At 67.4% G+C, this 11,845-nt stretch carries 12 protein-coding genes and 1 tRNA gene; 4 read left to right on the top strand and 9 right to left on the bottom strand.

Going from position 1 to position 11,845, the window contains the following annotated elements; translation table 11 throughout:
- The 3 genes from ACLML9_RS10395 to ACLML9_RS10385 form a co-directional block, all read left to right on the top strand.
- Positions 1 to 954, top strand: a 954-nt coding sequence (locus ACLML9_RS10395; protein ID WP_411945306.1) for a replication initiator, incomplete at its 5' end; no start/stop codon positions are given.
- Between the two features lie 13 nt (positions 955 to 967).
- Positions 968 to 1,174 carry a helix-turn-helix transcriptional regulator gene (locus tag ACLML9_RS10390; protein WP_411945305.1) on the top strand — a complete coding sequence of 69 codons (207 nt, stop codon included), beginning with the start codon at positions 968 to 970 and terminating at the stop codon, positions 1,172 to 1,174.
- 71 nt (positions 1,175 to 1,245) lie between these two features.
- Positions 1,246 to 2,433, top strand: coding sequence for a tyrosine-type recombinase/integrase (locus ACLML9_RS10385; RefSeq protein ID WP_411945304.1), 1,188 nt, complete (start codon positions 1,246 to 1,248; stop codon positions 2,431 to 2,433).
- 3 nt (positions 2,434 to 2,436) lie between these two features.
- Here ACLML9_RS10385 and ACLML9_RS10380 read toward each other — a convergent pair.
- The 9 genes from ACLML9_RS10380 to ACLML9_RS10340 all read right to left on the bottom strand — a co-directional run bounded on the left by ACLML9_RS10380 (position 2,437) and on the right by ACLML9_RS10340 (position 10,414).
- Positions 2,437 to 2,510: transfer RNA gene (locus ACLML9_RS10380), tRNA-Leu, on the bottom strand.
- A 57-nt stretch (positions 2,511 to 2,567) separates the two neighbouring features.
- The gene (locus tag ACLML9_RS10375; RefSeq protein ID WP_411945303.1) at positions 2,568 to 3,122 is read right to left on the bottom strand and encodes a hypothetical protein; all 555 of its coding nucleotides are present in this window, start codon (positions 3,120 to 3,122) and stop codon (positions 2,568 to 2,570) included.
- Positions 3,123 to 3,127: 5 nt separating this feature from the next.
- Complete coding sequence (locus ACLML9_RS10370) at positions 3,128 to 4,606, bottom strand: amino acid permease (protein WP_411945302.1); 1,479 nt, start codon at positions 4,604 to 4,606, stop codon at positions 3,128 to 3,130.
- Positions 4,607 to 4,645: 39 nt separating this feature from the next.
- A complete protein-coding gene (locus ACLML9_RS10365; protein WP_411945301.1) occupies positions 4,646 to 6,100 on the bottom strand; it encodes a peptide MFS transporter in 1,455 nt (484 codons plus the stop codon).
- A gap of 102 nt (positions 6,101 to 6,202) precedes the next feature.
- The gene (locus ACLML9_RS10360; RefSeq protein ID WP_411945300.1) at positions 6,203 to 7,150 is read right to left on the bottom strand and encodes an exopolyphosphatase; all 948 of its coding nucleotides are present in this window, start codon (positions 7,148 to 7,150) and stop codon (positions 6,203 to 6,205) included.
- A complete protein-coding gene (locus ACLML9_RS10355; RefSeq protein WP_411945299.1) occupies positions 7,143 to 7,676 on the bottom strand; it encodes a DUF501 domain-containing protein in 534 nt (177 codons plus the stop codon). Before ACLML9_RS10355 ends, ACLML9_RS10360 begins: the two co-directional genes overlap by 8 nt.
- Complete coding sequence (locus ACLML9_RS10350; RefSeq protein WP_411945298.1) at positions 7,673 to 8,260, bottom strand: FtsB family cell division protein; 588 nt, start codon at positions 8,258 to 8,260, stop codon at positions 7,673 to 7,675. Before ACLML9_RS10350 ends, ACLML9_RS10355 begins: the two co-directional genes overlap by 4 nt.
- 5 nt (positions 8,261 to 8,265) lie before the next feature.
- Entirely contained in the window at positions 8,266 to 9,549 is a 1,284-nt protein-coding gene (eno, locus tag ACLML9_RS10345) for a phosphopyruvate hydratase (RefSeq protein ID WP_030522591.1), read from the bottom strand.
- Positions 9,550 to 9,679: 130 nt separating this feature from the next.
- Positions 9,680 to 10,414, bottom strand: a complete 735-nt coding sequence (locus ACLML9_RS10340; protein ID WP_411945308.1) for a lytic transglycosylase domain-containing protein — start codon at positions 10,412 to 10,414, stop codon at positions 9,680 to 9,682.
- A gap of 207 nt (positions 10,415 to 10,621) precedes the next feature.
- Between ACLML9_RS10340 and ACLML9_RS10335 the strand changes: the two genes are divergently transcribed.
- On the top strand, positions 10,622 to 11,824 hold the full coding sequence (locus tag ACLML9_RS10335; protein ID WP_411945297.1) for a hypothetical protein: 1,203 nt from the start codon (positions 10,622 to 10,624) through the stop codon (positions 11,822 to 11,824).
- Positions 11,825 to 11,845 lie beyond the last annotated feature (21 nt).

Below are 11,845 nucleotides of genomic sequence, written 5' to 3'. Positions count from 1 at the left end.
TTCTCGGCGCTCTTCGACCGGTGGATGCAGAACCTCCGGCGGGCGGTCGGCTGGAACGTCCAGTACTACGGCACCGTCGAACCCCAGAAACGCGGCGCACCGCACCTGCACATCCTGATCCGCGGCACCGTGCCCCGCGACATCATCCGCCAGGTCACCGCCGCGACCTACCACCAAGTGTGGTGGCCCCCGCACGACCGCGACAGCGAGGTCTACCCCGGCGACATCGTCCCCGTCTGGGACCCGGCCCGGCTGACCTTCGTCGACCCCGACACCCGCTCACCGCTGCTCGCCTTCGATGACGTGCAAGACCTCCTCGACGATGTCGACGACCTCGAACCCGCGCACGTGGTCCGGTTCGGGGAACAGATGGACCGCTCCGACATCCGTGGCCACGTCCCCGGCCGTAAAGCCGACCGCGCCATCGGCTACGTCACCAAGTACCTGACCAAGTCCATCGCCGAAGTCCTGGACACCGACTCCGACCGCACCCGCGCCCACTACAACCGGCTCCACGCCGAGTTGCAGCACACCCCGTGCTCGAAACGGTGCCCGGTCTGGCTGCGCTACGGCATCGTCCCCCAGGGCGCGACCGAGAAGACCATCCCCGGCCGCTGCAAAGGCAAAGCACACCGCCGCGACACTCTCGGCCTGCCCGGTCGCCGGGTCCTGGTCTCCCGTCAGTGGTCGAACAAGACCCTGCCCGACCACAAGGCCGACCGCGCCGAATTCGTTCGGCAACTCCTCGCCCAGGTGGGGATCGTCAAACCCGACACCTCACACCTGAAACTCTCGATCGTCCGGCCCGGTGACCGTTCGGCCCCGCCGCGGGATCACCTGATCCTCTCGGCCATCGCCAAACGCAAGATCTGGCGCGCCGAGTACACCCGCGCACTGCTCGCAGCGGGCCCACCAGCACAGCAAGACACTTCGGCAATTCCGGTAGCGGCATAGGAAGGGGTAGACGATGAGTGAGGAAGAGGCGTACTTGCGGGCGAAGGACTGCGAAGCGCTGACCGGGATTCCGGCGGCTACCTGGCGGTGGTGGGCACATGTCGGACAAGGCCCGGCGAGTTTCAAGCTCGGCCCTCGCCGCCGGGTGTGGCGCAAGTCCGTGGTCCTGGCCTGGATCGCTGAGCAGGAGAAGCTGACCAGCACCGGCGAGGCCGCCTGATGGCCACTCGACGTAACCCACGCTCAGGTGTGGAAGATCGCTGGTACCCGACCGTGGTTGTCGTCGACCCTGTGACCGGCGAGAAGACCAAGAAGAAGATCAAGTCCGACCGCGCCGGAAAGGGCAAGCGCTGGCGGGCTCGCTACGTGGACCCGAACGGCGTGGAACGGTCCCGCTCGTTCGACACCAAAGCAGCCGCTCAGAAGTACCTCGACGGTGACGTCACCACGAAGGTTGTCACCGGGACCTGGGTCGACCCGGACCGTAGCGGTGTCCTGTTCGAGGTCGTGGCGAAGAAGTGGTACGCGACGAAGAAGTTGCGTAAGCCGAAGACTGTGGCCGGCTATCGCTCGCTGCTGGACACCCTCGTCTTACCGAAGTGGGGCAAGATACCGCTCCGTGATATCGAGTTCGAGGACGTGCAGGGCTGGGTGGTCGAGCTGTCGGAATCGGGCGGGTACCGGTTCAAGGGCAAGGGGTTGTCGGCGTCTCGGGTGATCCAGGCGTATCAGGTGCTCGACCAGGTGCTCAGGTTCGCGATCAAGGCGAAGCGGCTCGGCATCAATCCGGCGGAAGATATCGACCTACCGCAGAAGTCGGCCGCGGAAAAGCGCTACCTCAGCCATCTCGAGGTGCGGAAGCTGGCTCTCGCGTCTGGCCGGTTCCAGACGTTGGTGTTCGTGTTGGCCTACACCGGTATCAGATTCGGTGAGGCGGCGGCACTTCGTCCTGGAAATATCGATCTGACGAAGCGCCGGATCACCATCTCGCGTTCGGCAACTCGGGTTGCGGGTTTGGGGATCGTGGAGACGGACACCAAGAACCACACTTCTCGGTCGGTGCCGGTCCCTCAGTTCCTGGCGGAGCAGTTGGCGGGGGTGCTGGAGGGCCGGGAGGTAAATGCGCCCGTGTTCGAGAGCCGCAATGGTGGAACGCTTCCGCTCGGTGAGTTTCGCTGGGTGTTCGATCAGGCAGTGGAGGAGACGGGCCTCGCCGGCATGGTGCCGCACGGTCTACGGCACACAGCGGCATCGCTGGCCATCAGCTCGGGGGCGAATATCAAGGTCGTTCAGAGGATGCTCGGGCACAAGACGGCGACGCTGACGCTCGACCTGTACGGGCACCTGTTCGATGACGATCTCGACCCGGTGGCCGATTCGATGCACCGCGGGGCGCAAGCTGCTGCGGACACTCTGCGGACCGAACAGGGGTCCGGCACCGCTTCTGCGGGAGAAAATACCGATCTACCTGCGGCGTAGCGGTGCCCCCAGTGGGACTCGAACCCACACTTGGCGGATTTTAAGTCCGCTGCCTCTGCCAATTGGGCTATGGGGGCGTGCGGACCACACACTACCGACTCGTACACCCGTACCGGAATACCCGTGAGTGGGAGTCACACTGTGGGGTCTGTCTGAATCGCCTGGCATGCCTCCACCAGCACGTCGGCCGCCAGCAAACCCGACTCCTCCGCCGCCTCGCGCACTTCGTCGGATAATTCGTAGTCCGTGGTCACCGCCAGCAACGCCAGCTGCAGGGCTTCGCCCAGCTGCCCGAGCCGGCGGGCGATCACCAGTTCGTCCATCTCGGTGCCCATGTTCTCCCAGCCCACCGGCTGCACCCCGGCGATGCGGTAACGGCGCAGGGTGTCCTCCCCGAGGACCTTCATGAAATCCACCGCCGAGGCCATACAGCGGTTGTTGGCGACCCGGTACTCGGTGCGGTCGGCGATCTTCTCGATGAGGACCGCGACGATGGTCGCGGCGGTGAACATGCCGTCGCACACCCGGGCGGGCGCGGCTTCGGGAGGGCCCGGTGGGGCGGTGGCCAGACCGGTGGTCACCGCGTCGATCCATTCGACTACCAGGTCTGTACCGGACACGTCATCCCGGACCCGCAGGCGTAGGGGCTGTATCTCCCGGCGCCGGAACCACCGCCACGATAGACCCATCGCGCTCACTCCTGTTCGGAAGCGGACCTACCGACCAGCGAATGCCGTCGGCCGTATGCGAAGTACATCACCAAACCGAGCAGCATCCAGACTACGAAACGCAGCCAGGTTTCGACCGAGAGATTCACCATCAACCACAGGCAGGACAGGACCGCCAGGATGGGCACGAACGGTACCAGCGGCACCTTGAAGCCGCGCGGCAGGTCGGGCCGGGTGCGGCGCAGGATGACCACCCCGATGGAGACCAGCAGGAAGGCGAACAAGGTGCCGATGTTCACCATCTCCTCGAGGGTTCCGAACTTCACGAAACCGGCGAGGATCGCGCACGCCACACCGACGATCACGGTGATCCGCACCGGCGTGCCACGATGCCCGGTCCGGGCGAGGCCCCGCGGGACCAGACCGTCACGAGACATCGCGAAGAGCACCCGGGTCTGGCCGAGCAGCATCACCATGACCACGGTCGTCAGACCGGCCAGTGCACCGATGGAAATGATGTTCTTCGCCCAGGTCGCTCCGTTCAGCGCGAAGGCGGTCGCCAGCGTGGCGTTGTCGCCCGCCAGATCGGTGTAGGGAACCATGCCGGTGAGCACGATGGTGACCGCGACATACAGGATGGTGACCACGATCAGCGAGCCGAGGATGCCGCGCGGCAGATCCCGCTGCGGGTTCTTGGTCTCCTCGGCGGCGGTGGCGACCACATCGAAGCCGATGAACGCGAAGAACACGAGGCTGGCCGCGGCCAGCAGGCCGTACCAGCCGAAGGTGCTGTTACCTGCCCCGGTCGCCCAGGAGAACAGAGACTGTGTCAGGCCCTGACCGCCCTCGCCCGGGACCGACTCGGGAATGAACGGGGTCAGGTTGGCCGAGTCGAAGAAGCTCAGGCCGACCACGATCACCAGCAGGATCACCCCGACCTTGATGGACACGGCGATCATGGAGACACGCGAGGACAGTTTGGTTCCCAGTGCCAGCAGCGTGGTGAGCACGGCGATGAGCAGGACCGCGCCCCAGTCGAAGGTGACCCCGCCTACCTCCACCACGGCGGCGCCCCGGTCGAACACCTGGCCGAGATACTGGGACCAGCCCTTGGCGACCACCGCGGCCGCGAGCGCGAACTCCAGCAGCAGGTCCCAGCCGATGATCCAGGCCGCGAGTTCGCCGAAGGTCGCATAGGAGAAGGTGTAGGCGCTGCCCGCGACCGGGACGGTGGAGGCGAACTCCGCGTAGCACAGCGCGGTGAGCCCACAGGCGATCGCGGCGAAGACGAAGGCCAGCGATACCGCGGGCCCGGCGACGTTACCGGCGGTGCGGGCGGTGAGGGTGAAGATACCGGCGCCGATCACGACCGCGACGCCGAAGACCCCCAGATCCCACGAGGTGAGTTCCTTACGGAGTTTCTTCCCGGGCTCGTCGGTATCGCGGATCGACTGCTCCACACTCTTGGTGCGGAACAGCGAATTGCGGCTGGTCGGCGTCGTCACTGCGGCCTCCTGGTGATTCCGGCGCGAGTACCGGGAACGCTAGTGCACTCCCGCCATATGGCGGGTTATCCACGACGACAGTCCGGCAATCACCGCACCCGCGGCGATTGCCACCAGACCGGTGATCCCGAAGTAGGCGAACTCGTCGTCCGGTGAATAGAAACGCGCCAGCACTCCCGACAAGGTGGTACCCAGCGCGATCGACAGGAAATAGAGCGCCATCATCTGCGCCCGGAAATGTTCGGGGGCGAGCTGGGTGCTGACCGCGAGGCCGATCGGGGAGATCAGCAGTTCGGAGACGGCGAACACCGCCATGATGAACAGCACTGCCAGCGCCGGCACCGAGCGGCCGGAAGTCCCGGCCAATGGGACGAACAGCAGAAACGCCGCCCCCATCCCGACCACGCCGAGCGCGAACTTACGCGGGGTGGTCGGCGCCCGGTCCCCGAGTTTGGTCCACAGCGCGGCGAACAGCGGCGAGAGCGCGATGATCCACACCGGCTCCACCGAACCGATCCAGTTCGAGGGTGCGGTCCAACCGAAAATGTTCCAGTTCATCCGTTCGTCGGAGTACACGGCGAGCACGGTGAAGATCTGCTGGAACAGGGCCCAGAACACCACGTTGGCCAAGAACAGCGGAACGAAGGCCCGCACCCGGGTGCGCTCCAGCGGGCTCACCCGGCGGTGGGTGAGCAGGACGGCGAAGTACGCGGTGGCGGCTATGACAATGAGCGCGGTGGTGACATCGGGCAGGTTGTCCACAGTGACCAGTCCGGTCACCAGCACCAGCGCGATCACCAGGATCGCAGCCACGACCACCGCGGCGAGCGGCCCGTAGGCGCGGCGCGGCAGCGGATCGGCGGGCTCGCGTCCGGCGGTGCCGAGATTGCGGCGGAACACCACGTACTGGATCAGTCCGAGCGCCATCCCGACCGCGGCCGCCCCGAAGCCGGCGTGGAACCCCCACTCCTCCTGCAGCAGCCCGGTGAGCAGCGGGCCGACGAAGGCACCGAGATTGATCCCCAGATAGAAGAGCGTGAACCCGCCGTCGACCCGCGGATCGCCCTTCGGATATAGGGTGCCCAGCAGCGCCGACGCGTTCGATTTCAACGCGCCACTGCCCAGCGCGACCAGCACCAGCCCCACGCCCACCCCGGTGAGGCCCGGGATCAGCGCCAGCGCGATATGCCCGGTCATCACCACGACACCGCCGTAGAAGACGGTGCGCTCCATCCCGATCAGCCGGTCCGACACCCAGCCGCCGATGATCGTGGAGAGATAGACCAGACCGCCGTAGGCACCGACCAGACCGACGGCGACATCCTGATCCATCCCGAGACCACCGTCGGTGGCCGAGTAGTACAGGTAGTAGCCGAGGATGGTGAGCATCCCGTAGAAGGAGAAACGCTCCCACAGTTCGACACCGAACAGGTTGACGAGTCCAACCGGGTGACCGAAAAAGGTGCGCTCGGCGACGTCTGGCACTTCGGACATCCTCAGACTGTCCCATGCACCCGGCCCGGCGCGTGGCATACCGGACCGAACCGATACCGCAGCTTCACGAACGCCCCGCCCCGGTAACCGGCGCGGGCCCGGTCAGGCGATCGAGAGCGCGATCCCGTCCAGGATGTCGTGCTCGCTGACGACCAGTTCGGTGATCCCGGCCCGTCGCTTCAGCTCCGCCGCCAGCACCTCGGTGATGACCGCGCCACCACCGATGACATCGACCCGGCCCGGATGCATGGGGCCGAGCGCGGCACGCTCGTCGTGGTTCATCCCGATCAGCCGATCGCAGACCGCATTCAACTCGGACAGTGGGATCCGCGCCAGATGCGTTCTCGTCGAATCGTATTCGGGCAGGTCCAGCGCGACGGCCGCGAGTGTGGTCATGGTGCCGGCCACCCCCACCCAGGTGTGCGCGCCGTCAACCGGGACGTGGGCGAACGCCTCGGTCAGACGTTCGGTGGCGAACTGCCGGGCCGCGGCCACTTCACCGGCCTCCGGCGGATTTCCGCGCAGGCACCGCTCGGTGACCCGTACGCAGCCGATATCGGCGGAGAACGCCGCCTGCACTCCGTCGCCGTCCCCGACCACGAGTTCGGTGGAGCCACCGCCCAGATCGACCACGACGAACGGTCCGTCCGCTGCCGACAATTCCCCGACCGCACCGGTGAACGACAGGCGTGCCTCCTCGTCACCGGTGATCACCTCGGCCGTCGCGCCCGGCACAACCCGGCCGAGTTCGGCCCGGGTCATCGCGAAGAAATCCTCCCGGTTCGACGCGTCGCGGGTCGCGGAGGTGGCGACCATCCGGACCCTGCTCACCCCGTGCTCGAGCATGAGCGTCACATAGTCCGCCAACGCCACGCGGGTACGTTCGATCGCCTCCGGGTTCAACCGCCCTGCCGCGTCGACCCCTTTCCCGAGCCGCACGATCCGCATCTCCCGGTGCACATCGGTCAGGGTCGAATCCGCGCCGATATCGGCGATCAGCAGTCGGATCGAATTGGTGCCGCAGTCCACGGCAGCGACCCGGTCAGTCATCAGCGCCTCTTTCGTCTTCCGTCACCACATAGTCCGGCCAGTCCGCCGGAATCGCACTGCCGCGCAGGCCGTTCGCCGCCGCCAGCGCCACCGCCTCGTCACCGAGCGGATTGACGCCGGGTCCCTTGGCCAGCGCGTGCGCGATCAGCACATGCAGGCATTTCACCCGGTCCGGCATACCGCCGCCGCTGAAATCGGTGCCCAGCGATTCGATCTCGTCGCGTTCGGCCAGATAGCTCTCGTGCGCGGCGCGATAGGCGGCGGCGAGTTCGGTATCGCGGCCGAGCCGGTCGGTCATCCCCTTCATCACGCCCCCGGACTCCAACCGGCTGGCCTCCGCGGTCAGCCGGGGGTCGGTGAGGTAGTAGAGGGTGGGGAACGGGGTGCCGTCCGGAAGCCTCGGCGCCGTCTTGACCACCGCGGGCAGCCCGTCGGGCGTCCGGTAGGCGACGGCGAGCACCCCGCGCGGTTCGCGGCCCAACTGTTCGGCGACGATCTGCAGATCTCGGTCGTCGGGTGTACTCACCTGGGTCCTTCCGGCTGCGGCGCGGGTATTTCGGTTTCGGGGGGCGGTTCGGAGATGCTCCGCCACAGATCCGTGTACCACGGATCGGGTTCGTGCCGGGGGGCCTGCGGATCCGGGATCGCCGGCACTTCGATCCCCGGAACCTGCACGATATAGGGGGTTTCACCCGGCATCACCAAACGCAACCGGTCACGCGCCTCGGAGCGGATATAGGCCGGGTCCTCCTGCTGGGCGCGGCGATCCTTCAGCCGGTCGATATCGTCCTCCAGCGTCCGACGTTCGGCCGCGAGCTGATCGGCCTCGGCGCGCTGGGTGAAATAAGTGCGCATGGGGACGGCCAGCGTCATCGCCAGCGCGCACACCACCATCGCCAGAATGATCGCCTTACCGGCGGACAACCCCAGGATGGTCCGTTCCGACCAGTCCCGCGCACCGTCCGCGCCGGCTCTGGTCCGGCGGGTGGTGCGCCGCACCCGCTCCGCGCCGCCGTGCACTTCGGCGGCGGGGCGGCGCGACGGCGCGCGCGACGTGCGGCGGTCGCCCCGTCCCGCGGGACTGGTACCGCGCGCACGCCGCTCCGACATCTACCTCAGTCCTCGAAGGTGAAGCGCGGGAAGGCCACGTCGCCGGCGTAGCGCGCCGAATCGCCGAGCGCATCCTCGATCCGCAGCAGCTGGTTGTACTTCGCCACCCGCTCGCTGCGCGCCGGGGCACCGGTCTTGATCTGGCCGCTGCCCACCGCGACCGCGAGATCGGCGATGGTGGTGTCCTCGGTTTCGCCCGACCGGTGCGACATCATGGTCTTGTACCCGTTGCGGTGCGCCAATTCGACGGCGTCCAGGGTCTCGGTCAGGGTGCCGATCTGGTTCACCTTCACCAGCAGCGCGTTGGCCGCGCCCCTGGCGATACCGTCCTCGAGACGTTCGGGGTTGGTGACGAACAGGTCGTCGCCGACCAGCTGCACCTTGTCGCCGATCTCGTCGGTGAGCGCGACCCAGCCGTCCCAGTCGTCCTCCGACAGCGGATCCTCGATCGACACCAGCGGGTAGGCGGCCCGCAATTCGGCGTAGAACTTCGCCATCTCGGAGGCCGAGCGCGCCGACCCCTCGAACTGGTAGGCACCGTCCTTGTAGAACTCCGTCGCCGCGACATCCAGCGCCAGCGCCACATCCCGGCCCAGCTTCAGCCCGGTCTTACCGATCGCGACGCTGATCAGGTCCAGCGCTTCCTTGGTGCCGGCGACGTCGGGCGCGAACCCGCCCTCGTCACCCAGCCCGGTGGCCAGGCCCTTCTCCTTCAGCACCGCCTTGAGCGCGTGGTAGACCTCCGCGCCCCAGCGCAGCGATTCCTTGAACGTCGGCGCGCCGATCGGCGCCACCATGAACTCCTGCACATCCACCCCGGTATCGGCGTGCGCGCCGCCGTTGAGGATGTTCATCATGGGCACCGGCAGCACATGGGCGTTCGGTCCGCCGAGATAGCGGAACAGTTCCAGACCCGAGGACTCCGCGGCCGCCCGCGCCACCGCCAGGGAGACACCCAGCAGCGCGTTGGCGCCGAGGCGCGATTTGTCCGGGGTCCCGTCGAGGTCGAGCAGCGCCTGGTCGACGGTGCGCTGTTCGACGGCGTCCAGGCCGATCACGGCCGGAGCGATCTCGTCGAGCACCCCCTCGACGGCTTTCTGGACGCCCTTGCCGTTGTAGCGATCCCCGCCGTCGCGGAGTTCCACGGCCTCGTGCTCGCCGGTGGAGGCACCGGAGGGCACCGCGGCGCGGGTCAGGGTGCCGTCGTCGAGGGCGATCTCGACCTCGACGGTGGGGTTACCGCGCGAATCCAGGATCTCGCGAGCTCCGACCTGTTCGATGATGGCCACGAAAACAACACTCCTTCGGCTGGTGGCACGGTAGTTATCGGGACGAGCCGTGCGATTGCGAGCCTAATAGGCCCGGTTGCGGCCAGTCCATCCGCCGCCCCGCAGCACCCGCCGCAGTTCCGGCGCCACCTCAGACGCGCCGGCCGACGCTGTAGGCCGCGGCCCGATCACGGACCACCTTCATATAGCTCTCCGACCTGTTGTAGGTGAACAGCGCCCGGCTCCACCCCTCGGCGGTGCCCAGGGCGCCGCCGCTCACGCACAGATATCTCGCCGCGGTGAGCGCCGCGTCATCGATACTGTGCGGATCGGCGACCCCGTCGCCATTGGCGTCCACTCCCCATCTGCGCCAGGTCTCCGGGATGAACTGCATCGGCCCGACCGCCCGATCGAACACCCGGTCCCCGTCGAGCACACCCTCGTCGGTATCCCTGATCTCCGCCACCCCCGGCGCCCCGTCCAGCGGAATCCCGATGATCGACGGCTCCACCAGACCGTCGTCGCGCACCTCGGCCCCGCGATGCCGGCCATGATCGCTCTCCACACTCCCGATTCCCGCCAGCGTCGTCCAGCCGATCCCGCACTCCGGCCGCGACCGCGCCATCACCGCCGCCGCGTACCCGTACGCCTCGAGTGCGGCCACCGGCATATCCAGCGCACCGGCGTGCTCGGCCGCCCACGCATTCAGTTGCGCGGCGGACCGGCCGGGAGCATCGATATCGATCACGGGTACCGGGACGCCGGGCCCGGGCGGGATCCCCTCGGGGATGGGCACCAGATCCTCGCCGGCCGCACACCCGGACAGCACCAGGGCGACCAACGAAGCGGCGACAAGGCCGAACCTGCGGAAACGCACACCATCCATCATCCAGACGGACGGGTCCGCCGAACCCCGTGACAGGGGTGGAACGGCACAGATCACAGTCTCCGGAGCAGCGGTCGCCCGGCCGCCCCGGCACCGGGCGCTGCCTTCGCCCCACTGCTGGTCGGCCCGATCGCTCACACGTAACCCGTTGAGCCGCCACACCGTGCAGTACGATTCCGCAGGATCGCGATTCGTGAGGGGGCCGCAATGCACCGACCGGGGCGGGTTGTGCTGCGCGGAATCTGCACCGGCCTCGCCGCGATACTCCTGTCGGCGGGAGCCGTCGCCTGCGGATCGGTGGTGGACGGACAGCCGGTCAGACCCGCGCCGGACCTGACCGGCCTCGACGTCGGAAACTATCCGTCCGAGCCGATCCACTACGGCACAGCGGAAGACGAGAAGGCCGCACGCTATCGGGAGGGCCAGCGGCTCGGCGATTTCGTGGCATTGCCCTTCGAAGCGGACCCGGCCTTTGTCACCCCGATGCGGGGTATGGGCGGGCCGGTGGTGCTGGACCGGCGAGATATGCAATCTCTGGTGGTCAACGATACTTTCGACGATGTCGCCGCAGACCTGATCACCGGTTGGGTCCATACCTGGTCCACGGACGGTGACCCCGGCACCGCCGCGCAGATGAGTATCGCGGTGCTGATGTTCCCGGATGCGGCCGCCGCGGAAACCGTCGCCGACGGTCTCGAACACGACGATTTCACTTTCAACACCGACAACCGGCCCGTCACACTCACCGGATATCCCCGTTCCAGGGCACATTGGCGACCCGGCACCGCCTCGCTCGGCAGTTGGACCGCTCACGACCGCTATGTCGTCTACATCAAGTTCAACGACTTGTCCGGGCGAGCCGATCTGGCGGGCATGGTCCAGCGCACCGAGGCACTGCTCCGTGTGCAGCTGCCCCTGCTCGATCAGTTCGAGCCCACCCCGGCGGAGCAGTTGACCGAGATAACGCTGGACCCCGATGGGCTACTGGCCCTCGCCCTCCCGAAGAACCAGCAGACGGTGGCGGCGCTCGGTCCCCCGGGAGCCTTTCGCGGGCGTGGCGCCCTGTACGCACTCGGCGGGATAGACAGCCTGGATTTCCTCAACGAAGGGCAGGTCTCGGCCATCGCCCTCGCGGAATCGGTAGTGATGCGGAGCCGGACAGTGCCGGGGGCCGAAGCGCTGTGGCAGCGGTTCCGGCCCGACACCGGGGGCGCGGGGAGTACCGAATCAATCGACGTGCCTGCCGGCGTCACGGATGGGAAGGTCGAGTGTTTCAGCAGGAAGGCCGAGCAGCGTCCGTCGGCTTTCTGTCTGTTGCAAACCGGCACGTTCTTCGCGCTGGTGGAGGGCGCACAGATCCAGGATCTGCACCAGAAGACCGCGGCCCAGTACGCGCTGCTCGCAGGATGAGGGGGACGGATGGTCACCGGC

Source organism: Nocardia sp. NPDC002869 (genome assembly GCF_046764065.1).
Lineage (GTDB): Bacteria > Actinomycetota > Actinomycetes > Mycobacteriales > Mycobacteriaceae > Nocardia > Nocardia rhamnosiphila.
Note: the sequence above shows the minus strand (reverse complement) of the source record. Positions and strands in the feature narration are given on the sequence as shown.